This window comes from Enterococcus sp. 7E2_DIV0204, from assembly GCF_002140855.1.
Classification (GTDB): domain Bacteria; phylum Bacillota; class Bacilli; order Lactobacillales; family Enterococcaceae; genus Enterococcus_L; species Enterococcus_L lemimoniae.
This window is the reverse complement of the sequence record NZ_NGKY01000001.1, coordinates 562,297-586,219: the sequence shown is the minus strand read 5'-3', so window position 1 is coordinate 586,219 and position 23,923 is coordinate 562,297. Positions and strand designations below refer to the sequence as shown.

Here is a 23,923-nt window from a genome sequence, read left to right as displayed (position 1 = left end):
CTTAGAGGAGATGCTAGAAATGAAGAAAAGAAAGATTGATACACGAACCATTACGTTGATGAGTTTACTGATTGCGTTGATGGTAGTTTTCACGCGTTTTATTTCGTTTGAAACCCAATTTTTACGAGTTAGTTTGACTTTTATTCCAGAGTCATTGATGGGGATTCTTTTTGGTCCATTTTGGACGGGGATCGGGAGTGCGGTAGCTGATACAGTCGGTATGCTGTTATTTCCAAAAGGGCCTTATTTTCCTGGATTTACCTTAAATGCCTTTATTTCTGGTGCCATTTATGGGTTTTTCTATTATAAAAGGGAGCTAACTTGGCAACGAGTAATTTTGGCGACATTGTCTGTTACATTGATTATTCATATGTTTTTAACACCGCTATGGCTAGGATTGATGTACGGTGTGAATATCTCTAACCTTGCTTGGTGGGCGCCTAGAATCGTGAAAAATATCGTCTTTTTCCCAGTACAAGTAATTGGCACATACTATTTAGGAAATAAAGTTTCTTATAAGCAATTTTTAAATAAATCATTGACCAATTTAAAATAAAAAAAGACCTCAAACTTTCTAACATCCCATGGAAAGTCGAGGTCTTTTCTCTATTACAATTGATTTTTGAATTGCGCTTCATACAACGCATGATAATAGCCATCTTTTTTATCGATCAGTTCATCATGACTACCAATCTCAACGACAGAGCCTTGCTCCATCACTAAAATTTTATCCGCATTTTTAATGGTAGAAAGGCGATGGGCAATCACAAAGCTTGTCCGGCCGTCCATCATTTGTAAAAAGGCATCTTGAATTTTTTTCTCGGTCAATGTATCGACTGAACTAGTTGCTTCATCTAAAATTAACATTGGTGGATCACTAATCATGGTCCGAGCAATGGTCATTAGCTGCCTTTGTCCCTCAGAGATTTTAATACCACTAGCACCGATCAATGTATCCAAGCCTTTAGGCAAACGAGTCACAAAATCAAAAATATAGGCTTTTTTCATAGCTGTTTCAATTTGCTCATCGGTAGCGTTTGGGTTGCCATAGGTTAGATTATCGCGGATCGTACTATCGAACAACCAAGTATCTTGGAGCACCATCCCAAAGTTTTTTCGTAAACTATCTCGTGTGACTTGGGTGATATTATGATTATCAATCGAAATTTGACCGTTATCTACTTCATAGAAACGCATCAATAGATTGACTAAAGTTGATTTACCAGCCCCAGTTTTTCCAACGATTGCAACTGTTTCACCAGGTAATGCGGTTAAATTAAAATTTTGAATCAATGGTTTTGAAGGCGTATAAGCAAAATCAACATGATTAAAAATTACTTCTCCTATAACATCATTTAACACAAACGCATGTTGAACATCTGGTTTTTCTTCAGGCTGACTGATAATTTCAAAGGTGCGATCTAATCCAGCTAAGGCTGTTTGGATTTGCGTAGTGATTCCTGATAATTCAATAAATGGTTTAGAAAATTGGCTAGAGTAGATCGTAAAACTTGAAATCACGCCAATTGTAATCGTCTGATTACCACTTAATAATAATAATCCACCAACAAGACCAATCGATAAATAGGCTAAATGATCAACAAAACGAGATAATGGATTTGTTAATGAAGAAGAGAATTGGGCTTTTTGACCACGAACATATAATTCTTGATTCAAAGCTTCAAACCGTTTTTGAGAAGCATTTTCTTGTTGAAATGCTTTGACGATTTTTTGATTTCCAACCATTTCAGAAACAAAACCTGAAATTTCCCCTACGATTTTTTGTTGAGCGGAAAAATTTTTCTGAGATGATTTCGCAACCAACCAATTGACTAAAAAAATAATGGGTGTAGCGATTAGAACAACTGCTGTAAGAATCGGGCTGAGTTTTAGCATAAAGAAAAAAGCAATAATTACAACAGATAGTCCTGAAAACAGCTGATTGAAAACAGCCGAACAAGCGACAGAAATATTATCCATATCATTTGTAAAACGACTGACGATATTTCCATGTGAAGTTTGGTCGTAATAAGTTAAAGGTAAACGATTTAAATGAGCAAAAGCATCTTTACGTAGTTCTGCAACAGAAAGATAAGAAACTCGATTGCCTAAGCGCTGGATCAGCCATTGACTAATAACGGTAATAACTAAAATGCCGGCTAATGTGCTAAGCAACTGCACAAGAAGTATAAAATCAACATTTCCTTTAGCAATCATCGTATCAACCGATTTCCCCATATAGTAAGTCATCAAAACGGTAGTCAATCCACTCAAAATACCGAGAAAAATAGCGGCGAGCATTTCTTTTGGATAGCGGAGCAGATAAGGCATGAAACGATTAAATGAGTTAGTTGCCACTTTTTTGTCTATCATTTTTCGTTTTCCTCCTCTTGTGAAGCGACGATTTCTTGATATGCTGGAGAATGTCGCAATAGTTCTTCATGGGTTCCTAAACCAACTTGCTTTCCACTTGCTAAAACTAAAATTTGATCAGCTTGTTGAATCGAACTGATTCGCTGAGAAATTAGAATCAGTGTCGTTTCTTTTAAGTCTTGTTGGAGAGCTGTTCGCAAGTTTAAGTCTGTTTGATAATCCAAAGCACTCAACGAGTCATCCAAGATTAAAACATCAGGCTTATGAATCAAAGCGCGAGCAATCGTCAACCGTTGTTTTTGACCACCAGAAAAATTTTTTCCGCCCTCATACACTTGTGTATCCAAACCGTCGCTTAGGTTTTCAACGAAATCTTTACATTGAGCGGTTTCCAAAGCCTGCCAGCATTCTTCATCAGTGGCATCTTCTTTTCCCCACTGAAGATTTTCTCGAATCGTTCCTGTAAATAAAACGGCAGTTTGAGGTGTAATGGCGATTTTTTTGCGTAGTTTATCTATAGACCAGTCACGAACATTGATACCATCAACGAATAGATTTCCTTGGCTTGTATCATAAAAACGGGGAATCAATTGAGTCAAGGTGCTTTTTCCACCACCTGTAGGACCTGTAATGCCTAAGACTGAGCTTGCAGGAATAGTTAAGGAAATATCCGTTAAAGCCAGCCCAGCCTCTGGTTGATAGCGGAAAGAGACATGATCGAATACGATTCCATTTGTTTGTTCCTTATGAGGAGGCTTTGTGTTATTTGATTGGATACTTGGAACGACAGCTAGAACTTCACTAACTCTTGAAGCCGATGCTGAGGCCCGTGTAAAGATAATAACTAAGTTTGAGACAACGATCAAGGCAAGTAACATTTGATTCATATAATTGATCAAAGCTAAGACTTCACCTTGTTGCAACCCGCCGATTTCTACTTTGATTCCGCCAAGATAAAGGAGTGCTAAAATCCCAAGATTCATGACTAAAGTCGTTGCAGGCGTTAGTAAAGCTGAAATATTTGAAACTCGAATATAGATAGAAGATAGATCGTCCGTTACTTTGTTGACGTGTTTTTCTTCTGTCTGTTTCCTAGCAAAAGCTCGAATCACACGAACACCGCTTAAATTTTGACTGATTTGACGATTTAGTAAATCTAGTTTTTCTTGAACTTTTTTATATAATGGCACGGTTGTTTTTATAATAGAATAAAGAATAATACAAAAAATTGGCAACATAAGAAGAAAAATAAAGCCCATTTGTACATTAATATAAAAAGCCATAATGACAGAACCAATGCTTAAAAAAGGCGCCCGAATCACTAGTCGAATCAACATTGCCAAAGCTAACTGAAGTTGATTAATATCATTTGTCATACGGGTAATCAATGTATCTGTTCCAAAGCTGTTCAACTCGGCATGAGAAAGTTGATTGATCTTTTTCATCAGCTGATTCCTTAATTCTGTTCCAAAACCTTGGGAGGCAATTGAAGAATAATACTGACAAATCATGACACAGATCAGACCAATAACAGACATCAAAAACATCCAACCGGCCATTTGGATCACGTAAGCTCGGTCACCATTACGAATTCCTTGATCAACCAAACGTGCCATAAATAAGGGCAGCACTAATTCAAAACAAGCTTCTAAAAACTTGAAAAATGGCCCAAGAATAATTTGCTTGCGGTATTTCTTTGCGTACTTGAGTAAATTGATCATGAGATCCTCCTTAATATATAGGTAACAACGTTCCGCTTCGCTACTCCTTGTACTTTTTAACATCAGTTCATTTTATTCACTGTGTTTCAAAGCAAAAGAGCAGCAGGCTAGCCCACGTAGCTAGATATGGTAACAACGTTCCTTTCAGTCACCTTGTACCAATCAATATCAACTCATGACTTCGTTGTATTTCTTGGCATGTTTATTAGCATGTTTCTCGGCAAATTTCAAAGCAAAAACCTTTCTTCTATTGTATATCACTTTTCCAACAGAATAAAGATACTCGCATAAAACTGTGGTTATTTGATACAATAGCTAGTAAATGCTATTTTAAGGAGAAAAGATATGAATGAATTTATTAAAATCGTTTTATTATTTTTCATCTACTCGTTTATTGGCTGGCTATGGGAAACTGTTTATTGCTCATTGAAGGCCAGAAAATTTGTGTATCGTGGTTTTTTAGTAGGTCCGTATTGTCCAATCTATGGTTTTGGTATAGTAGGTGTCCTGTATTTTTTAGAGCCGCTTAGACAAAATATTGTTGTTTTATACTTATTATCGACGATCTTGGTTACGATTCTAGAGTATATTACAAGTTATGGATTGGAAAAGTTGTTCCATGCTTCTTGGTGGGATTATAAAGATGTACCACTAAATATTAATGGCCGTGTCGCATTGCCTGTATCACTTTTTTGGGGTGTCGGCTGTGTGCTGATTGTCCGTGTTATCCATCCTAAAGTGATGTTGTTAGAGCACTTTTTATCTGAAAAATTTGGCTTGGTTCTGCCGATTATTTTATTATTACTGATTACTAGCGATTTAATTTATACATTAGTTAATATGCAATCATTCAAAAAAGTCACAACTCAACTTAGTGCAGCCGTTGAAGAACGTAAACAAGAATTAGCTGCAACCTTAAATGAAAAACGTGATGAGTTATCAGCAAGTATTTCTGAGCTTAAAGAATCTGTTTCTGATGAAATCAACGAGCGAAAAAAATCAAAAAAAATGGAACGAACTTCCTTGATAGAAGAGTTCAAAAACACACCGTCAATTAAAAAAATAGTAGGTCATATGAGTTACAATCAAAAACGTTGGATTCGAAATTATCCTAATTTGAAGTTGAAAAATGTTAAAAACCCTTCTGAAGTTCAACAAATCATCGATAAAAACAAGAAAAATAGTAAATAATATCTATAAAGTATAACAGTCATTCGTAGTGTCTTATAAGAGTCATAAACGTTATTATATAAAGGTTTTTAAAGGTTTGTTTTAAAAAGAACGAACTAGATAGAACAAAGCAATGTTACAGAAAAAGGGCTGTTTTCGTTAAAACGTAATAAATTGTAACGCTATTGAAATAAAATAAGCGTTGTAGATTAGTATAATAGGTGGAGTTGGATTTAGTTAGGAAAGGTGTTGGATTCAGTGAAAGTAAAAAAATTGATACCATTTTTAGCTGCTGTCTTGCTAATAAATGTTGCTCTACCAATCGGCGCCGCAGCAGAGTCATTAGATGAGCTGAAGGACAAAGAAGCACAAGCCGCACAAACAGGAGCATCCCTTAGCGAAGACATCAATACAGCTCTGAATGATGTTAATGAAAAATACGCTGAAATTGAAAAACTTAAAGCAGATATTTCAAAAGCTGAAGAAACAATCAAGAACTCTGAAGCCGAAATCACAGTAACAGAGCAAAGTATTGCACGCCGTAAAGAAGTCGTTGGAAATCGTATGAAAGATGTCCAGCTAAGTGGGGAACAGCGTACATGGCAAGTATTATTAGATGCTGAAAGTGTATCAGATTTTTTTAATAAAGCGTATGCGATGACGATCTTACAAAATGCAGAAAAAGAAAAAATCGATAGACTATCTCAAGATAAAGAAAAATTGTCTGACCTTAAAGAAACTGTAAAAAGTAAACAAGAAGAATTACAAACCAACGAAACGAAATTACAGGATGAAGCATCAGCAATGGATGAGCAAGTTGTAACATTAAAACAGCAATTATCTGATAATCAAACAGCGTTACAACAAATCGCTAGTCAAAAACAAACAGAAGAAAAACGAATCACAGATGAGAAAAAAGCAGATGAAGCTCGCAAACAACAAGAGGCAGCTAAAGAAGCTCAAAGAAAAGCTGACGTTGTCTCATCGTCTAGCTCAAGTAGCAGTTCTTCATCAAGTAGTGAATCAAGCGACAGTTCAAGCTCTAGTTCTAGCAGTGAAGAACAACCAGTCGTTACACCGCCATCTCAACCAGAAGAAGTACCAAGCACTGGCGGAGAAACGGGTAATGGTGGAGCAAATGGTCGTGTTCTTTACATGCAATCAACAGCTTACTCATGGAGAGAAGCAGGTTCTGGTTTCATTACAGCAACAGGAATCGATCTTCGCTCACAAAGTAATGTGATTGCAGTTGACCCAAGCGTGATTCCACTAGGATCGCTTGTACAGGTAGAAGGCTATGGATTTGCAGTTGCCGGTGATACTGGCGGCGCAATCAACGGAAATATCATTGACGTCCATTTCCCTACAGTTGACCAATGTTTAACTTGGGGACGTAGAAATAACGTCAAAGTTACGATTCAATAGAAAACGAAGACACTCATCTGAGTGTCTTTTTTTGTTACATTGTTTCCTCAAACGATTATTAAAACAAATTAAAAAACAAAGGAATGTAATGCATTAATAAACAATAAATGGTACACTTCAAGAATAGAAAGTGAGGAATAACAATGATTCGTTTTGCAACAAAAGAAGACGGAGAGGCTATTGCTCCGTTGATTTTAGTTATTTTAAAAGATATGGAATTACCTTTATTAGAAATTGTACCAGAAGACACTCTTTTGGCTGTTTTAGCTGAAGCTGTTGCAGACCCTACCTATCGTTATGGTTATCAACGTGGTCTGGTTTATGAAGAAGCGGGCGAGGTTGCTGGAATTGCGTTTGGCTACCCTAATGAGGATGAACCGATCATCGATGAACCGCTAAAAAAAGTATTGCGTAAATACAATTTGGATGAAGAAATCAGAATATTTATCGATCCAGAAACGTTACCTGGTGAATGGTACCTTGATTCGATCTCTGTGGATGAGAAATATCGTGGTTTAGGAATTGGCTCTAAATTATTAGATGCTTTACCAAAAATGGCTAAAAAATCAGGTAAAGAAGTCATTGGTTTAAGTGTAGACAAAGGGAATCCTAATGCTAAAAAATTGTATAGCCGTAAAGGGTTTAAAGATGTTGCTGAGATGATGATCAGCGGACATTTATACGACCATATGCAGAAAAAAATCAGCGAATAACCATCCGCTGATTTTTTATTTGTTTAACAAGTTCCCCAACCGATGATTGGTTTATGATTTTGATGTTTCTTCTTATTATATAACCAGTAATCTAACACAGCAGCAACACAAATGCATAGTGGTGCATCTTCATCATTAGTAACTACTAAACTAAAATAATCACCTGAAAAGAGAGTGGCTTTACTCATTTCCATGATTTTGTTGTGATTGACTTGATAAATAGAATAATGATGATTTTTTATGTCACCTAAAACAGTCCAATGCAAGTGTTGAATATAATAAAAATCAGCATTTAAATTTAAGATTTTTCTTAAAACACCAACTTTTTCAAATCCTTTATACAATTCGAAACGTGAACCAAAAGCAAAAGATGTCTGTCTGATGCTGGCAACTAGTTCGCCATTCATTGCATACAAAGAAAGCGCGTCACCACGAGTACCCCAGCGTCCAACAAGTAAGAAAGTGGACTTACCGTCCTCATCTTTGACAAGGGTTCTTGTGACATTGCTCAATTGTTGTTCTTGAATAAAAAACTCAGACACCATATCTCACCTCTTTTCAGCGTTTTAGTTACTTGGATATTACAAATTTTCTCGGATTGCTCGCATGATTGCTTCGCCAACGCCGTTTTCTAAATTCGTCGATGTGAGGTATTTTGCGTGGTCTTTAACTTCTAGCTCAGCATTTCCCATGGCGAAACTAACACCAGCCCATTGCAGCATGCTGACATCGTTAAAATTATCTCCAATCGTCATGACCTCTTTTTCTGAAATTCCGCGATCTTTCGCAACATGAGCAACTGCGATTCCTTTTTGAGCATTTTTATGATTGACTTCAATATTATTTTGGGCAGATGATGTGACAACTAAATCGTTTAACTGTCGAATATCAGTACTTGCAGGACCTAAAACCTTTGGACCATCCATACTGAAACCAATGATTTTTAGCACTTCGATATCACTTTCTTGGATCAATGTCCGCATGTCTTTGATGTAAGTGATATCTAGTAAAGACAGATGAGCTGCCGCCATTGCGATTGCTACTTTATAAGTCAAATGGGGCATCGTTGTAGCGATATGCGAAGCAAAGTTTTCAATTCTTTTTTCTTGGCGCTCAGAATAAATACCTTTGTTCGTTGAAACTTCAAAATACACATCATGTGCATCTAAAATATCTAAAATTTCAAGTGTTGTAATTTTGTCGATCCCAGCTGTAAAGAGCGAGTTCCCGGCTTTGTCAAAAACTTTCGCACCATTTAGGGTAATCATCGCACATTCGATCCCAGCTTCATCTAATGCAGGTTTTGCTTCGGTATAAGCGCGTCCTGTAGCGACCATAAATTCAATGCCACGTCGTTCCGCTTCTCGAATAGCAGATGCATTGTTCTTAGAAATTCCCATTTTTGAGTCGAGTAATGTTCCGTCCATGTCTGAAGCAATCAATTTAATCATAAAATTTTCTACACCTCGTTTATTTAACTTATCTATAGTTTACCATGTTTTTTCCATTTCAGTGCAGAAAAAATGTTCTTGTCACTTCTTAAAAAATCAGATATGCTTAACGTGTAAAAGAAAGCTGTCAGAATAGTAGTTTTAATTAGTTAGAATTAAAAAATAGCGTACCGATCGAAATTGTCTAGCTTCACGTACTAACCTTTCGGGAAAAAGATAAAAATGACTTGTGGAAAAAAAGCCACAGTCATAATTTCCTATTTTCCTGTCAGAGCTGGACGAGCCCGTTTCGCATTTAAATTAAGGAGGGCAATAAATGAAAGCAATTATTCATAATAGTTGGCAAGATGTTTTAAAAGAAGAGTTTACAGAGGAATACTATTTGCATTTACGGGATTTTTTGAAACAGGAATATAGTCAGCAGACGATTTATCCAGATATGTATCATATTTATTCTGCTTTGGAATTGACCCCTTATGAAGAGGTAAAAGTGGTGATACTAGGGCAAGATCCTTACCACGGTCCGAATCAAGCACATGGGTTAAGTTTCTCTGTGCAACCAGGTGTGAGAACACCGCCATCTTTGATGAACATTTATAAAGAACTGCAAGCTGATTTAGGTTATCCACCAGTTGCCCACGGATTTTTAGAAAGCTGGGCAAAGCAAGGAGTCCTTTTACTGAACACTGTTTTAACGGTGCGTAATGGTCAAGCGTATTCTCACCGAGGACAAGGATGGGAAAATCTAACAGATGCTATTATTAAGAAGTTGAACGATCGAGATAAACCAATTGTGTTTATCCTATGGGGCAAACCCGCACAAGAAAAAATCAAAATGATTGATACAAGTAAACATATTATCATTAAATCACCGCATCCAAGTCCCTTAGCAGCTCATCGAGGCTTCTTTGGTTCTAAGCCATTCTCAAAAACAAACCAAGCTTTAGAGCAATTAGGAGAAGCGCCGATCAACTGGCAGTTGCCTGATACAGTGTCCTAAAACAGTTCTCTCTGTTATAGTGCAGAAGGGCATGTTTGTGAAAACAATATCAGAATCAGCATTTTTTACACTAATACAGCTAGAAATAACTGTTATTTTCTTGAAGAATGGTGTATGATAAGTTAGTATAAATAATCAGTTGGAGGGTATATCGTGGAACTATTCGATAGCTTAAAATTTAAAGTCATTCGCCGTAACATCAAAATTGTTTTCCCAGAAGCAACAGATCCTCGTATTTTAGGAGCTGCAGCTCGCTTGAAAGCAGAAGAATTAATGGAACCGATCTTGATTGGGAAACAAGAAGCCATTGTAGAAGCAGCACATGCTCGTGGAATCAAGACATCTAACTTTACGATTATCGATCCGGATAATTATGATGGCTGGGAAGACATGGTTGCAGCGTTTGTTGAACGCCGTAATGGAAAAGTCACAGAAGAAGATGCACGCAAGATTTTGAAAGACGTCAACTATTTTGGCACAATGCTAACGTACATGGGACTTGCAGATGGAATGGTTAGTGGCGCGATCCACTCAACTGGCGACACTGTTCGTCCAGCATTACAAATCATCAAAACAAAACCAGGTGTTAGCCGTACAAGTGGTGCGATGATCATGGTTCGTGGTCGCGATCAAGAAAAATACATTTTTGCAGATTGTGCAATCAATGTAAACCCAACAGCACAAGAACTAGCTGAGATTGCTGTTGACAGTGCAAAAACAGCTGAATTATTCGATATCGAGCCAAAAATAGCGATGATGAGCTTCTCAACAAAAGGTTCTGCTAAAGCGCCAGAAGTAGACAAAGTAGTCGAAGCAACAAAAATTGCGAAAAGCTTAGCTCCAGAACTTGAGATCGATGGCGAATTACAATTTGATGCCTCATATGTAGCGTCAGTTGCTCAATTAAAAGCACCAAATTCACCAGTCGCTGGCCAAGCAACAGTCTTTGTTTTCCCAGAATTACAATCAGGAAACATTGGCTACAAAATTGCACAACGTTTAGGTAACTTTGAAGCAATTGGTCCAATCTTACAAGGATTGAACAAACCAGTTTCTGATTTATCTCGTGGTGCAAATGAAGAAGATATTTACAAATTATCGATCATTACTGCTGCCCAAACATTAATGAACTAATTAAAACGACTAGGAAACCGGAACTAGACGCTCAGCGTTTTGTCTCAGTTCCCTAGTTTTTTTTGCTATAATTCGGTATACTACAGTACATAGAAACATGAATTGTTTAAATAGGCAGGTGATAAAATGGAAATGATGATCGACAATCTTGAAGAGATGGAAGCTATAGCGAAGATCATTGGTTTGGTTGCTGATCCAGGAAATGCAATCATTCTTTCTGGCGATCTTGGTGCAGGGAAAACGACAATGACCAAAGGGATCGCCTTAGGTCTGGGCATCGGTCAAATGATCAAAAGTCCTACTTATACAATTATTCGTGAGTATCAACAAGGACGTTTGCCACTGTATCATATGGATGTCTACCGGATCGAAAATGGCGCAGATGATCTTGGATTAGATGAATATTTTGAAGGCGATGGCTTATCCGTTGTTGAATGGGGAAAATTATTAGGAGAATTTTTGCCGGCTGACTATTTAGATATCACGATTGAGAAAGATCCAGAAGACATGGAAAAAAGAAAACTACTAATGCAAGCTTTTGGGGAAAAATCAGAACAGTTTTTAAGACGTATTGAGCAAAAAATGGAGGAACGTACATGACAGAGGTTGAATTTACAATTCGGGAAGCTATTCCAGCTGATGCTGCAGATATTTTACAAGCCTTAAGAATTGTTGGAAGAGAGACCCCCTATCTTGTAATGGATGAAAAAGGTATGGAAATGACACCAGACGAGATGAGTGAAAACTTGGCGAACTTATATGAATCTCCCAATAACGTGTTGATGGTGGCTTTAGCAGACGGAAAAGTCATTGGCACGGCTTCTGTCAAAGCATCAGCGAAAAAACGCATGGAGCATATAGGTGAGATCGGTATCAGCATTTTAAAAGATTATTGGGGGTTTGGTTTAGGTAGTTTGATGATGGAAGAGCTAATTGAATGGGCTAAGGAAAGTAAGGTGATCCGTCGTCTAGAATTGACTGTCCAACACCGCAATCAGCGTGCGGTTCATGTGTATGAAAAAATCGGGTTTAAAACAGAAACGATCATGGATCGTGGTGCGAAGACGGACGATGGAGAATTTTTAGAGGTTCATTTGATGAGTATGATGATTGATTGAGTTAAAAAGTATTGAACAAGAAAGTATGTTCAATACTTTTTTTGTAACGTCTTGTTACTCAAATGTTACAGGTTACTTCTTCCTTTACTATGTAACCACTTTCTTCTTTTCTATTTATTCTGACTTGTTAAAAGGCTATACTTAAGTCAGATAAAATACTTAAGGAGCTGAAGGAAATGTCAAAAGGAATTAAAATCGTTACGATCGGTGGAGGATCAAGTTACACACCAGAATTAGTTGAAGGCTTTATTAAGAGATATGATGAATTGCCAGTACGTGAGTTATGGCTAGTTGATATTGAAGCAGGAAAAGAAAAATTAGAAATCGTTGGTGCAATGGCCAAACGTATGGTCAAAGCAGCTGGCGTAGATTGCGAAGTTCACTTAACTCTAGATCGTCGTGAAGCATTGAAAGACGCTGATTTCGTTACAACACAATTACGTGTAGGACTTTTAGATGCACGGATTTTAGATGAGCGCATCCCACTAAGCCGTGGATTGATTGGTCAAGAAACAAATGGAGCTGGCGGTATTTTTAAAGCGTTGAGAACAGTTCCTGTAATTTTAGATATTGTAGAAGATATGAAAGAACTCTGTCCAAATGCTTGGTTGATCAACTTTACTAACCCAGCAGGTATGGTAACAGAAGCTGTTTTACGTTATGGTAATTGGGATAAAGTTGTCGGTTTGTGTAATATTCCAGTTAATGCGGTATTTGAAGAAGCAGCATTGCTAGGAGAAGACAATCGCGATTTATTCTTCCAATTTGCTGGGATCAATCATTTACACTGGCATACGATTACAGATAAAAATGGCAAAGATCGTACGGACGAGCTGATCAAAGTCATGTATGGTCAAGACGATACCAAATCGATCGTAGCAAACATCAAAGATAATAATTTGATTTGGGAACAAGTCGAAAACCTACACATGGTTCCTTGTCCATACCACAATTATTATTACTACACAGATAAAATGTTAGCAGAAGAATTAGAAGATTTTAAAAACAATGGAACACGTGCTGAAAAAGTCAAAGAAATCGAACATGAATTATTTGAACTATACAAAGATCCTAATTTAGATTATAAACCAAAACAATTAGCAGAACGTGGTGGTGCACGTTATAGTGATGCAGCGTGTGAAATCATCAACTCAATCCATAATGACAAACGCACAACAATGACTGTTAGCACTCGAAATAACGGTACTATCACGGATCTACCAGCTGAAAGTGCAGTAGAAGTAACGTGTACGATCACTGGAAAAGGGCCTGTACCTTATAACTTTGGTAGTTTTAAACCACAAGAACGTGGTTTATTACAAGTGATGAAATCAATGGAAGAATTGACGATTGAAGCGGCCGTTACAGGCGATTACGGTACGTTGTTACAAGCATTTACGATGAATCCATTAATTACTAGTGGGGATGTTGCTAAAGAAGTGATGGATGAATTGTTGGAAGCACATAAACAATATTTACCAGCTTTCTTTAAAGAAGGAAAATAATTAAAAGAAATCAAGAAAAAAGCGTTAAGCTCCGAAATGTAATAAGGAGTTTAACGCTTTTTTGCCGTTTATTTAGGTTCTACTCTTTTTTGTTTTTGGACTTCCTTCGCCAAATACTCCACCGTATAAAGCGCCGGTACCTGCGATGTAATATCACTATCGCCAATTCTTTCTGTTGAAATATAATAAGGAATATTTACGTCTGAAAGGGCTGCAATCGGTGATTTTTCACTATTAGTAATCGAAATAATCGAACTATCATTTGTAATAAAATGATTTAGATAATTGATGATGGCCTCATTTTCACCACTAACAGAAAGAGCGATCACGCACACATTTTTTGCCATCGCTTTATTGAAAAAATTGACTGGGTGATTGATTGGGTCTTCGATATGAAACGCCATACTAAAAATAGAAGAAAAATACAGTGCACCATATTCAGCAATAATATTTGATGAGCCGGTTCCGATAAACAATACAAGATCCTTTTCGGACAATAATTTTGCTGCAGCCTGAATCCGTTCTTGATAAAAAGCTTCAGTAGAGCGTTGGATAAAATTAGTAAAAGAGGTTTCATCCACGGCATGTGTGGTGACTGGTTCAGTCAATGATTTTCGATATAAATTCAATTTGATTTTAAATTCAGAAAACCCTTCACAACCAAACTTTCGACAAAAGCGTAAAATACTGGCAGTGCTGCTGTGGGTTTCTTTGGCTAGCTCACGAATTCGCATATAAACCACTTCATCTAGGTGAGACGTAATATATTTATAAATTTCTAAATCGATAGGACTTAAATCTGGACTGTGATCTAAGAATAACAAGATATCCACTACTTTCTTTGTTGAATAATTAATAGTTGTTTAGTGTAGAAAAAAAATCAGTTACCAGTTGCTCAACTAATTCTGGACATTCTAAGTTAGCTAAATGAGCAGCATTAGGAATAATTACTTTTTCAGCATGAGTAATTTTTTGATGTAAAAAAGCAGAAATTTTTTGAAAATCATCAACATCATGATCACCAATAATAATCAACACTGGGCATGTGAGCTGATCTAATTTTGTAGATAGTGGTTGAGCCATTTGAATTTCTTCAATGGGTGATAGTGGCTCTGGCTTAGTAAAAGCTGTCATTTGCATATCAAGTATTAGTTTTTTTATGTTAGAATTGAAATATTTTGGATCACGGTCTCTAAGAACCCATGTGTGATAATTTAAATCGGCTGCTTGTTCGTACTGATTTAGTGCTAATAAGTGTTCCTCTTTTTCATCATATTGTTGCAATTCTTCAGAAAAATCCCATTCTCCAATAGTGGAAGATTCTAATGCTAAACGTAAACAGCGCTTAGGATTTTCAAGTACAAAATCTAATGCTACTTTTCCACCAAAAGAGGCTGCGAAGATGTATGTTTGTTTGATTTTTAAATGGTCTAAAAGTTCATTAATGATCATTGTGTAAGAAAATGAGCCGCCTGTAAATGAACTTTGACCGAAGCCAGGAAGATCAAATCGAGTGACTTGAAACTGCTGAGCCAAAGAATGAAATTCATGATACCACATTCGTGAATCAGCGATTCCAGCGTGAATTAATAAAATATGACTTCCTTGACCTTTCGATTCAAAATAAATAGTAGCACCAGAAACGTTTAAAAAAGGCATTTGATCCCTCCAATATTGTTAGTTTAGATCAAGACTATAAACAAAATGTCCGACTGGTCGTCCAGAATAATCTTTATCAAATTGTTTGATGATGGTCATACCATTTTTTTCTGCAACTTTTCGAGAGGACAGATTTGTATCTCGAATGATTGAACAAATTTTTCCAGCCTTTAATTTGTCATTAGCATAAGCCATGCATAGTTGGCTGGCGGAACTTGCATAGCCTTGATTCCAGTATTGCTTGTTTACTAAATAGCCGATTTCTAAGAGCGATTCATCTTCAACATCAGAATAAACAATCCCACATTGACCGATAAAATTCTGACTTTTTTGATCGATGATTGCCCATAAACCAAAGCCGTTTTCTTGATAGCTTTTTAAATTCCAGTTTAACCAATCACTTACTTGCTGTTTCGTAAAAGCTGCCTCATAGGCATACATCGTTTCTTCATCTTGTAAAATCAAACTTAAATCCTCGAAATCATCAGATGTGAGTTCTCTTAAATAGAGTTGATCATTTTCAATTATTCTATTCTGCATTACTTGTCTCCTTTAGTCCAATCTTACACTCATGATATATAAAGGTCCATATTCTCCATCAACGATTCTGTTTAACCGTTGATACCCAGTTTTTTCATAAAGACGTTGCGCTGCTATATTTTGTTTATTTACTGCAAGAATAATTTCATTCGTATTTGGAAAATGTAGATGAACAAATTCCGGTAATAACTGGAGCGCTTTTTTCGCATAGCCTTGTCCTTGGTATCTTTGATCCGTGGAGAAGGTTCTAAGTAAAAGTGCCTGCTCATTGCTTGTATATAAAGCAACATCCTTTTTTTCATCCAAGACAAAAAAATTCGTCAAGCGATCATTAGCAATTCCTATTATCGGATGGATGAACGGATTTTTCAAAGAAATCTTGATAGGCATTTCTGGCGTTCCTGTATAGCGCAATTGTTCGTCATTTAATTGGTATTGCTGGATCATCTTTGAGAAATCGTTGGTATATTTTTGTAAGAACATGATTCAGCACATCCTTTTTTGTCGTTTCCATTATTTTACCATAGTAACGGCTTTTATCAGAAAAAAAGAAGGTTTAACCCTCTAAATAGTGAAAGAAATGTAACAGTATCTTGGGATGATTTTAACAGACTTCTGGGAGTTTGAACTTACTATTTCTTTGTATACTAGGTTCATCAAGTAATAACTGCTGTAAACAGTCGATTCACAGAGTCGCCCGTGACTTTAAATGAGAGGAGATGTCAAAGTGAAAGTAGAGGATGTTGCTTTGCAAAATAAGATGTACTTAACTTTTGAGCAGCAAGATAAGGCAATCAAACAACAGTTGAAAATTATCGAAAAGCTGCAACGAAGAGTAAAGGCAGAACAACGACGGAAAAATCAACTGGCATCTCAATTAAAAAAATTAACACAGCAGTAAAACACAAGGAGGAAATGAACAGATGACAGCATTAAGTGGAGTAGATGTAGTATGGCGTTTTCGTTTAGCCGAAGATGAAGGAAATGAACGTGCGTGGGGCTTAGCATACAGCACAGAGAATGGTTATTCCAAATCAAAAGAAAGTGAATCAACTGTCACGAAAGATGGCAGTGTAGTCACACCAGGAGCGACTGAAACAACAGTGACGGCAACAACATTGTATAAAATCGGTTCAACTCAAATCGACAAATTGGAAACGGCAATGGATGAAAACAAGCGTGTTCAGATTTGGCGTATTAATACCAAGGAAATTGGTACTGGCAATGATGAAGGCAAATTTAAAGCAAAATATTTTGAAGGCTATTTTACTTCATTTGAAGAAACTGATTCAGCAGAAAATAAAGTTGAATACTCTTTGGAGTGGGCGATCGAAGGTGCAGGTAAGAATGGTTTTGCGGCATTAGAGCTGGATACATCAGAAGGTGGCGATTATGAGTTTAAGGACACTGTAAAAGTGGAACCGAAAGCGTAATCGCAATAGTTTACAACTATTATGAAAGAGGTTGATTTCTAGCCTCTTTCACATTTTTATAGAGTGAGGCAATTAGCATAGTTTTTAAAGGTTATTTAGTTTCACAGGCTAGCTTTTCAGAAGAAAAAGATAAAAATGAAGTGAGACAAAAAGAGTTTCAAGCTATTTTTCACCCAGAGCTGAAAGAGCCTGTTCAGCATTTGCTTTGAAACACAGTGAATAAAATGAGCTGATGTTGAAAAGTACAAGGTGGAGTGCAGCGGAACGTTGTTACCTTACGAAAATAGATAAATCGTCAATGAAACATTGGAACGTTTCAATACCAATTTCCTAATTTTCTATAGGATTAACCGATTTGTTCTGCTTTTAAAATTAGGAGGAAAAGATATGGAATTAACGATGAACGAAAAAACATTTGATTGTAAATTTGGCTACGGATTTTTAAAAGAAATCAATAAACGCTACTCGGTAGAACGTGGGGGCATGCAGTTGAAATTAGGTGTGGGAGCAATTGTTTCAAATCTGCTTTTATCTGACGTAGATACTCTTTTTGAAGTTTTATTGATTGCTAATATGACAGAAAAACCTCGGATGACAGTCAAATTTTTAGAAGAGTATGTTGAGCAAAATGGCACAAAGGATCTATTTGAAGAAGTGGTCGATGAGCTAAAAAAGTCGGAATATACCGGAATGATGACCAGCAAGATGCTAGAAGAAGCACAAGCGTAACAGATATAACGTTTGCTGAAGTATATGAGCAAGTTCGTTTAAATTGTTTACGATTCTTGAAGATTGAAGATTTTAATGAAATCGATCGCTTGACGATCCTAGATTACGAGCTACGAATGAAGGCTTATCAATTAAAGCAGCTGGATCGACAATATGAAATTCATATGCAGGCTTGGGCTACAGTCATGGCTGGACAAACTCGAAAAGGCAAGCCAGTCTTTAGAACCTTCGATAAATTCTTCGATTATCGCAAAGCAGAAGAGAAAATCTTAGGCAGACAAAAAAGAACTTCTCCTGATAAAGAAAAACTTCAAAATTGGATCGTGAATTTTAATTCATAGGAAAGGAGGGAGAAAGTGGACTATAAAATTAATGTAAAGGCTATTTTATCTGCTGTAGATGGAGGGTTGAACGGGTCATTAACTCAAATAACTGACAGTACCGCTCAATTAGAAGAAAAAATTAATTACTTATTTTCTTCTATTTCAAATCCTGATGCAATAAAAACGGCTTTTAATGATGTAAAGAGTTCATTCCAGGAATTAGAAGCTACGTTAAATAAATTTGGCTTACCTTCTATTGAATCGATGTTTACAAGTTTTGGTTCACAGGCAACTAGTCAGTTGGGAAAAGCCACTGAGGCATTTAATGTACTAGGTAAAAAATCTCAAGGAATTGGTGGTATTGTTGCAACTAGTTTTAGTAAAATGCAATCACCGTTTAAAGATTTACCTACAAAAATGTTAGATCCGTTTATTTCGTTAGATTCTAAAGTAACGGGTTTTACAAGAAATCTATCTAAAACAGTGACAAGCTTAGCTCCACAGATGGCATATGGAATGTTGTCTTTAGAAGTAGGAGTGGGGAAAGCCATGGATAAAATGGGCTCAGGTGCATTGAATGTGGCAGGTTTTTTTGAATCTATTTCATTAGGCTCCAAAAAAATGGCTGGAGAAGTACCTTTAATTACAAAGGCTTTTGGCGGTATCGGCCAAGGAATACAAAAATCTGCTGGCGTTGGTACTACAGCAATGTCGACCATGATTCAAGGGCTAACTTCTGTTTTTGGAATTGCTTTACAGGCATTAGGGCCAGCAGCTATTTTAGGTGTTGCTCTTGTAGGTATGGGATTAGTGAATAGCCAATTTGGTGATCAACTCGAAGGTATGATTAATACTGCAATTGAAAAAGGACCTGAGGTAATCCAAGGTTTTGTGAGTGGAATCATTTCAAAATTACCGGATTTAATGACTTCAGGCACACAATTGATTGCTGGATTCGCCGAAGCAATCGCTGTAAATCTACCTGTAATCATGCAAAGTGCGGTTGACCTGATTGATGCTTTAGTTAATGGGGTAATTGAAAGCTTACCAACTCTAATTCCAGCAGCTTTGATGTTGATTGAATCATTAGCAACAAGCTTATTGTCTGCAGCACCACAGTTATTATTGACAGGATTAGATTTATTAATCGCTTTAGTTGATGGGATTTTAGCGAATAAAGATCAAATCATTGATGCAGTAACGAACATAATTGAAGCATTTACTGCAAACATAACGAATAATTTACCATTGATCATTGATAAAGGGATCGAAATTTTAACTAAATTAGCTGAAGGAGTGGCATCAGTCTTACCTGCGTTAATCCCAGTAGCGTTACAAGCTATTACTACCTTAGTTAAAACATTGTCTGAAAATTTACCAAAATTATTAGATGCAGCAGTAGAAATCGTTGGAAAACTTTGCGAAGGACTACTTGCGAATTTACCGCAAATTTTAGCAGCGGCAGTTGAGTTAATTTTAGCTATAGTAAAAGGAATTGGTGAAAGCATACCGAAAGTCATAGCTGCAGGTGCTAAAATCATGTTGAAACTTCTTGAAACAGTAATAAAAGCTGTTCCTGACTTAAAGGATGCAGGAATGAACTTAATTCAAGGCTTGATCGACGGTATCGGAGGGATGGCTAAAGCAGCATTGGACGCAGTTATGAACATTGGTAAAAGTATTGGAGATGCATTTAAAGGTCTTTTCAAAATCCATTCACCATCACGTTGGATGCGAGATGAAATCGGAGCAATGTTACCAGCGGGTCTAGCTATTGGTATTGAAAGAAATGCTCATGTAGTTGATCAACCAATGGATAAATTAGCTTCTCAAATCATGCTGCCAAGCTTAGACAGTCTAGATCAGCAGTTAGAAACAGTTCAAGATGTATCCGTTCAATCAAGTAGCAAACAAATGATGGTTCAAACTAAACAACCTGCAACCTTCAACATCAAACTCGGCAATCAACAATTCAAAGCCTTTGTTTCCGATATTTCAGAAGCAATGGGACAAGATTCTGCTATCAATCTAGCATTTTAGAAGGAGGGAAAAAATGTATTATTTTGAAGACACAACGAAAAAAGTCCATAAAGATGATTTGATTCTTCCTTCTTCAGCCATGATATATGACGGTGTTTATCTGGAAAAAGTGATTGATGGCTATCGTACTTTAGCGGTAACAGGTAGAGAAATGCTGTCACTTACGGTAGATACACAAGAAACTCAAGTTGGAAGTATCAAACTAAATCAAAAATTACCCGCCAGAACGCTTAAAGTAACCTATCAATTGATTGGAAAAGACGCCAAAGATGTTCAGAAAAAATACCATCAATTGATGCGTTTACTTTATAAAGAGTCTGCGATTGAGATTCGTTTTAAAGACGAATTGGATTATCACTATTATGGACAATATATTGCGACAGATGAGGTACGAGGAGATACCAATAGCATTATTGCAAGCTTTGAAATTCTGTGCACAGATCCGAAAAAATACTCTGTTTTGTTGCAAACCGATGAAACCATCACAACCTATTTACCCTATCAAACGATACCAGAAAAAATTACAGTAAGGATTGCCGCTTTTGGTCCTTTAAAGATTACAAACGGCGGCCAAACAATCAAAATCACTAGTTACAATTTAAGCGCAGGTGATCTAGTTGTGTTTGATTTCTTAAAAGGAAAAGTTTTTGTAAATGAATTGGATCAAACTTTTTTACTCGATTTAGAAAGTGACTTTGAAAACTTTAGGATTAAAGAAGGTCAATCCGTTCACTGTAATAACGGTAAAATGATTCTTTCTTATCGGGAGGTACAACTATGAACAAGAGCGTTTATTTTTTTGATGAGCGGCAACATTTGCTTCGAATCGTTAAAGAAAATGAATTAGTCGAAGTGATTCAGGAAAAAGAAATCACTTCAAATAAAGCTGAGTTGATGAATGATACGCTCAATGTATCAACCATCTATGACGAAGAATTAAAGCAAGCAGCTTATATGGCTGTGAAGGAAGAAGCCGCTTCATATAGTTTATATAGAATTATTTTAGATAGTGAAGAGGAAAACTTGTTATCTTTTGTGGGAATTAGCTTTGCACCTGATGAGTTAGATTCCTACGTGGTTAAAAATGTCCAAGTTAAAAATGAATCGATCAAAAATACGATTCAAAAATTGTTGATAGAAACCGAATGGCGTTTGGGGAAAATCGAATCAAATTTACCGTCACTAACAGACGATTTTCGTTTTCTCTCTGTGCGTGATGCCTTAAAAAATATTCAAGCACAAGGTTGCGAAATCCTGTTCAAATATAAGATTGACGGAATCGGTATTACCGATAAATGGCTAGAAGTCTATCGTGAAATTGGGGAACAAAGCAAGCAACGCTTTACGTATGGTGAAAAAGCGTTAAGTATTGTGAAAGAACAAGATCGGAATCAAGTTTATACAAGTTTGATTGGACGTGGTCGCGGTGAAGAGGTTGGTGATGGTGATGGCAAACGGATCGAATTCACGAATGTAGAGTGGAAAAAAACGAATGGCAAGCCTTTGAATAAACCCAAAGGACAAAATTGGCTAGAATTTCCCGAGATGACCAAGCAATATGGTATTCCGCTAAAAAGTGGTGGGATGCGGAGACGGGAAAAAGTTATTACATTTGATGATGAAGAAGATCCAGCAAAACTCCTACAAAAAACCTATGACTCACTTGTCGAGTGTTCTCGTCCACTTGTTCAATTTAAAACGGAGGTTTTAGGTGGCGATACGATCGGGAATACCGTAACGATTCATCGACATGATCGAAATTACCATTACCAAACCCGGATTTTCAAAGTCAAAATCGATCGTTTAACAGGAAAAGTTGAAACAGGACTAGGCGATAACATCACGAAAAGCATTTCAAAAGCGACTTCTGATTTAAAAGGAAATGTTGATTCTTTAGAAGAGAAGAAGATGACTTTTTATGATTCAGAAGAAATATCTAAATGGCAAGATGATATTATTCGTGGCGCTAAAGGCGGTTCTATCAAATTGATGAATGGTATTGAAACTGGAAAATCTAATAGTCGTGAGCCGTACCAACAAGTATTCATGGACGGAAACTCGTTAGAAAATAGTAAGCATTTTTTGGTAATGAATTCTGAAGGAATTGGTTTTGTTAAAGATAAGTTTACTAACCAACCTAAAACTGCTTGGACGATTGATGGAAAGTTTAATGCAGATTTTATTCAAGCAGGTACACTTGAAGGCGTAACAGTCCAAACAAAAAAGGACAATAAATTTCAAATCAAGTTACAGTCAAATGGAACAATTGCTTTTAGAAATCAGCAAAAGAATGAAGAAGAAGCTTGGATTGGTGCAGTAGTAGATGGAGAAACGAAGGAACCTGTAGGAGTAGCGATTTGTCAGATACCAGGCTATAAATTTTCAATTGGATCTGCTGTTTCAAAAAATGAAAGAGCTCCTAGTCCTATTTTTGAGATACCTAAGGAATCAAGTGCAAATAAAAAAATTTGGCGCTTGCATGGTCAAGGAGAAATCAACGGAGATGTAAAAATAACAGGAAATGTAGACATTAAAGGAAGCCTATCAATCAATGGTGTCAAAGTCATTCCCGGAACTGGCAATGGAGGCAATGGTGGTACAGGCGGCGGATATCCGTCAGAAGTAACCAGTCAAGAGGATAAATTTGCTTGGGATTTATGGAGCTATTTAACCTCTAATGGATACAGTCACGCCGCAGCTGCGGGAATTTTAGGAAACGTCCAACAAGAAACTGGCGGCACCATGAATCCAGATACTGATCAAATCGGTGGTCCTGCATATGGACTAGTTCAATGGGATGGGTCTAGCTATCCTTTAGTTGGTAGTCCTACATGGGATGGTCGAGAATATGTTAGACGTCTGATTGCAGCTGCAGGTATCAACAATGACTATAAATCAACATTAGCACAAGGAAAACTAATCGATTGGTGTATGTACAATGGACAGTGGCTAGGCGCGGTTACTCCAACAGGTGTTGCTGAGTTTAAAATAGTTTCTGACCCAGCGATAGCAGCCTATGCATTTGAAATGAATTTCGAGCGACCAAAAAATGCTCATCCAGAAAGGCAAGGTTATGCACAAGGATGGTATAACAAATTTCACAATTTAAAACCATCAACTGGAACAGGAAAAGCAGGATTGGATCATTTAGAATCATTAGTGGGTCAGTATTGGGGAAATGGTCAATGCTATGCCGTGCCAGCTGAATATTCTGGTTTCTTAGGTGGCTGTGGATTAGGTGCGCAAACCAGTTATCCATTAAGTCATGTTATAGGCAGCACTGAGGGAGCAGCTGATATTGGCAGTTCTTATGATTGGGCTGCTGTTGGTTGGAAAGTTATTTATCAGCCGGAGTATAAAGATTTAGTATCTGGCGCAATCATCAACTGGAAACGAGGCGGAAACATTGGTGGATTTAATGTCGATTATACCTATGGCCACACAGGTGTTATCCGAGGTTTAACAAATGATGGGTTCCAAACCTACGAACAAAATATTGGCAAGGGACAAATTATTGAAAGATACGAGCGAACGTGGGTCGGCTCGAGTGAAATCAGTTCAATCGTAATTCCACCAAAATAATCAACTT

General features: G+C 37.0%; 24 protein-coding genes. 16 read left to right on the top strand and 8 right to left on the bottom strand.

Annotated features, from left to right (window positions below):
- Positions 1–19: 19 nt before the first annotated feature.
- Positions 20–556: a folate family ECF transporter S component gene (locus tag A5819_RS02845; protein WP_086279971.1), complete on the top strand. Its 537-nt coding sequence runs from the start codon at positions 20–22 to the stop codon at positions 554–556.
- Between the two features lie 53 nt (positions 557–609).
- Here the strand turns inward: A5819_RS02845 and A5819_RS02840 are convergent, their stop codons facing one another.
- Both A5819_RS02840 and A5819_RS02835 read right to left on the bottom strand, forming a co-directional pair.
- On the bottom strand, positions 610–2,373 hold the full coding sequence (locus A5819_RS02840; protein WP_086279973.1) for an ABC transporter ATP-binding protein: 1,764 nt from the start codon (positions 2,371–2,373) through the stop codon (positions 610–612).
- Positions 2,370–4,094, bottom strand: a complete 1,725-nt coding sequence (locus tag A5819_RS02835) for an ABC transporter ATP-binding protein (protein WP_086279977.1) — start codon at positions 4,092–4,094, stop codon at positions 2,370–2,372. The genes A5819_RS02840 and A5819_RS02835 overlap by 4 nt, the downstream gene beginning before the upstream one ends.
- A 345-nt stretch (positions 4,095–4,439) precedes the next feature.
- Here A5819_RS02835 and A5819_RS02830 point away from each other — a divergent pair, with 345 nt between their 5' ends.
- From A5819_RS02830 to A5819_RS02820, 3 genes are all read left to right on the top strand, one after another.
- Positions 4,440–5,285, top strand: a complete 846-nt coding sequence (locus tag A5819_RS02830; protein WP_086279979.1) for a putative ABC transporter permease — start codon at positions 4,440–4,442, stop codon at positions 5,283–5,285.
- Between the two features lie 228 nt (positions 5,286–5,513).
- A complete protein-coding gene (locus A5819_RS02825) occupies positions 5,514–6,689 on the top strand; it encodes a 3D domain-containing protein (protein ID WP_086281407.1) in 1,176 nt (391 codons plus the stop codon).
- A 143-nt stretch (positions 6,690–6,832) separates the two neighbouring features.
- Complete coding sequence (locus A5819_RS02820) at positions 6,833–7,402, top strand: GNAT family N-acetyltransferase (RefSeq protein ID WP_086279982.1); 570 nt, start codon at positions 6,833–6,835, stop codon at positions 7,400–7,402.
- Positions 7,403–7,425: 23 nt separating this feature from the next.
- Here A5819_RS02820 and A5819_RS02815 read toward each other — a convergent pair whose 3' ends face one another.
- Together A5819_RS02815 and A5819_RS02810 are read right to left on the bottom strand one after the other, a co-directional pair.
- The gene (locus A5819_RS02815) at positions 7,426–7,944 is read right to left on the bottom strand and encodes an LURP-one-related/scramblase family protein (protein WP_086281409.1); all 519 of its coding nucleotides are present in this window, start codon (positions 7,942–7,944) and stop codon (positions 7,426–7,428) included.
- Positions 7,945–7,983: 39 nt separating this feature from the next.
- On the bottom strand, positions 7,984–8,853 hold the full coding sequence (locus A5819_RS02810; RefSeq protein ID WP_086279984.1) for a Cof-type HAD-IIB family hydrolase: 870 nt from the start codon (positions 8,851–8,853) through the stop codon (positions 7,984–7,986).
- Between the two features lie 316 nt (positions 8,854–9,169).
- Between A5819_RS02810 and A5819_RS02805 the strand changes: the two genes are divergently transcribed.
- From A5819_RS02805 to A5819_RS02785, 5 genes are all read left to right on the top strand, one after another.
- The gene (locus A5819_RS02805) at positions 9,170–9,853 is read left to right on the top strand and encodes a uracil-DNA glycosylase (RefSeq protein WP_086279988.1); all 684 of its coding nucleotides are present in this window, start codon (positions 9,170–9,172) and stop codon (positions 9,851–9,853) included.
- Between the two features lie 153 nt (positions 9,854–10,006).
- Entirely contained in the window at positions 10,007–10,987 is a 981-nt protein-coding gene (gene pta / locus A5819_RS02800) for a phosphate acetyltransferase (RefSeq protein ID WP_086279991.1), read from the top strand.
- Between the two features lie 126 nt (positions 10,988–11,113).
- Entirely contained in the window at positions 11,114–11,587 is a 474-nt protein-coding gene (gene tsaE / locus A5819_RS02795) for a tRNA (adenosine(37)-N6)-threonylcarbamoyltransferase complex ATPase subunit type 1 TsaE (RefSeq protein ID WP_086279994.1), read from the top strand.
- Positions 11,584–12,105 carry a GNAT family N-acetyltransferase gene (locus tag A5819_RS02790; RefSeq protein WP_086279996.1) on the top strand — a complete coding sequence of 174 codons (522 nt, stop codon included), beginning with the start codon at positions 11,584–11,586 and terminating at the stop codon, positions 12,103–12,105. Before tsaE ends, A5819_RS02790 begins: the two co-directional genes overlap by 4 nt.
- 176 nt (positions 12,106–12,281) lie before the next feature.
- Positions 12,282–13,610, top strand: coding sequence for a 6-phospho-beta-glucosidase (locus A5819_RS02785; RefSeq protein ID WP_086279999.1), 1,329 nt, complete (start codon positions 12,282–12,284; stop codon positions 13,608–13,610).
- A 68-nt stretch (positions 13,611–13,678) separates the two neighbouring features.
- On the opposite strand, the gene A5819_RS02780 is transcribed toward A5819_RS02785, so the two are convergent.
- Genes A5819_RS02780 through A5819_RS02765 form a run of 4 tightly spaced genes read right to left on the bottom strand, consistent with a single transcriptional unit; the run spans position 13,679 to position 16,292 of the window.
- A complete protein-coding gene (locus A5819_RS02780; protein ID WP_086280002.1) occupies positions 13,679–14,434 on the bottom strand; it encodes a MurR/RpiR family transcriptional regulator in 756 nt (251 codons plus the stop codon).
- Positions 14,435–14,462: 28 nt separating this feature from the next.
- Positions 14,463–15,269: an alpha/beta fold hydrolase gene (locus A5819_RS02775; RefSeq protein WP_086280005.1), complete on the bottom strand. Its 807-nt coding sequence runs from the start codon at positions 15,267–15,269 to the stop codon at positions 14,463–14,465.
- A gap of 18 nt (positions 15,270–15,287) precedes the next feature.
- On the bottom strand, positions 15,288–15,809 hold the full coding sequence (locus tag A5819_RS02770) for a GNAT family N-acetyltransferase (RefSeq protein ID WP_086280008.1): 522 nt from the start codon (positions 15,807–15,809) through the stop codon (positions 15,288–15,290).
- Positions 15,810–15,821: 12 nt separating this feature from the next.
- Positions 15,822–16,292: a GNAT family N-acetyltransferase gene (locus A5819_RS02765; protein WP_086280011.1), complete on the bottom strand. Its 471-nt coding sequence runs from the start codon at positions 16,290–16,292 to the stop codon at positions 15,822–15,824.
- 244 nt (positions 16,293–16,536) lie between these two features.
- On the opposite strand from A5819_RS02765, the gene A5819_RS19150 reads away from it, so the two are divergent.
- From A5819_RS19150 to A5819_RS02735, 7 genes are all read left to right on the top strand, one after another.
- Complete coding sequence (locus A5819_RS19150) at positions 16,537–16,710, top strand: hypothetical protein (protein WP_254907202.1); 174 nt, start codon at positions 16,537–16,539, stop codon at positions 16,708–16,710.
- 22 nt (positions 16,711–16,732) lie between these two features.
- The gene (locus tag A5819_RS02760; protein ID WP_086280013.1) at positions 16,733–17,242 is read left to right on the top strand and encodes a phage major tail protein, TP901-1 family; all 510 of its coding nucleotides are present in this window, start codon (positions 16,733–16,735) and stop codon (positions 17,240–17,242) included.
- A 387-nt stretch (positions 17,243–17,629) separates the two neighbouring features.
- On the top strand, positions 17,630–17,971 hold the full coding sequence (locus A5819_RS02755; RefSeq protein WP_086280016.1) for a tail assembly chaperone: 342 nt from the start codon (positions 17,630–17,632) through the stop codon (positions 17,969–17,971).
- Between the two features lie 56 nt (positions 17,972–18,027).
- A complete protein-coding gene (locus tag A5819_RS02750; RefSeq protein ID WP_086280017.1) occupies positions 18,028–18,312 on the top strand; it encodes a hypothetical protein in 285 nt (94 codons plus the stop codon).
- A 15-nt stretch (positions 18,313–18,327) separates the two neighbouring features.
- Positions 18,328–20,334 (top strand): hypothetical protein, encoded by a 2,007-nt coding sequence (locus A5819_RS02745; RefSeq protein ID WP_086280020.1) that lies wholly within the window; start codon positions 18,328–18,330, stop codon positions 20,332–20,334.
- Positions 20,335–20,347: 13 nt separating this feature from the next.
- Positions 20,348–21,115: a distal tail protein Dit gene (locus tag A5819_RS02740; protein WP_086280023.1), complete on the top strand. Its 768-nt coding sequence runs from the start codon at positions 20,348–20,350 to the stop codon at positions 21,113–21,115.
- Positions 21,112–23,916 carry a phage tail spike protein gene (locus A5819_RS02735; protein ID WP_086280024.1) on the top strand — a complete coding sequence of 935 codons (2,805 nt, stop codon included), beginning with the start codon at positions 21,112–21,114 and terminating at the stop codon, positions 23,914–23,916. The genes A5819_RS02740 and A5819_RS02735 overlap by 4 nt, the downstream gene beginning before the upstream one ends.
- Positions 23,917–23,923: the final 7 nt, after the last annotated feature.

Bases quoted from the DNA above. Each gene is read 5' to 3' on its own strand.
- A5819_RS02755 (WP_086280016.1), top strand. From the start codon at position 17,630: ATGGAATTAACGATGAACGAAAAAACATTTGATTGTAAATTTGGCTAC.
- A5819_RS02785 (WP_086279999.1), top strand. From the start codon at position 12,282: ATGTCAAAAGGAATTAAAATCGTTACGATCGGTGGAGGATCAAGTTAC.
- A5819_RS02765 (WP_086280011.1), bottom strand. From the start codon at position 16,292: ATGTTCTTACAAAAATATACCAACGATTTCTCAAAGATGATCCAGCAA.
- A5819_RS02760 (WP_086280013.1), top strand. From the start codon at position 16,733: ATGACAGCATTAAGTGGAGTAGATGTAGTATGGCGTTTTCGTTTAGCC.
- A5819_RS02740 (WP_086280023.1), top strand. From the start codon at position 20,348: ATGTATTATTTTGAAGACACAACGAAAAAAGTCCATAAAGATGATTTG.
- A5819_RS02735 (WP_086280024.1), top strand. From the start codon at position 21,112: ATGAACAAGAGCGTTTATTTTTTTGATGAGCGGCAACATTTGCTTCGA.
- A5819_RS02820 (WP_086279982.1), top strand. From the start codon at position 6,833: ATGATTCGTTTTGCAACAAAAGAAGACGGAGAGGCTATTGCTCCGTTG.
- A5819_RS02810 (WP_086279984.1), bottom strand. From the start codon at position 8,853: ATGATTAAATTGATTGCTTCAGACATGGACGGAACATTACTCGACTCA.
- A5819_RS02770 (WP_086280008.1), bottom strand. From the start codon at position 15,809: ATGCAGAATAGAATAATTGAAAATGATCAACTCTATTTAAGAGAACTC.
- tsaE (WP_086279994.1), top strand. From the start codon at position 11,114: ATGGAAATGATGATCGACAATCTTGAAGAGATGGAAGCTATAGCGAAG.
- A5819_RS02835 (WP_086279977.1), bottom strand. From the start codon at position 4,094: ATGATCAATTTACTCAAGTACGCAAAGAAATACCGCAAGCAAATTATT.
- A5819_RS02805 (WP_086279988.1), top strand. From the start codon at position 9,170: ATGAAAGCAATTATTCATAATAGTTGGCAAGATGTTTTAAAAGAAGAG.
- A5819_RS02845 (WP_086279971.1), top strand. From the start codon at position 20: ATGAAGAAAAGAAAGATTGATACACGAACCATTACGTTGATGAGTTTA.
- A5819_RS02840 (WP_086279973.1), bottom strand. From the start codon at position 2,373: ATGATAGACAAAAAAGTGGCAACTAACTCATTTAATCGTTTCATGCCT.
- A5819_RS02830 (WP_086279979.1), top strand. From the start codon at position 4,440: ATGAATGAATTTATTAAAATCGTTTTATTATTTTTCATCTACTCGTTT.
- A5819_RS02790 (WP_086279996.1), top strand. From the start codon at position 11,584: ATGACAGAGGTTGAATTTACAATTCGGGAAGCTATTCCAGCTGATGCT.
- A5819_RS02775 (WP_086280005.1), bottom strand. From the start codon at position 15,269: ATGCCTTTTTTAAACGTTTCTGGTGCTACTATTTATTTTGAATCGAAA.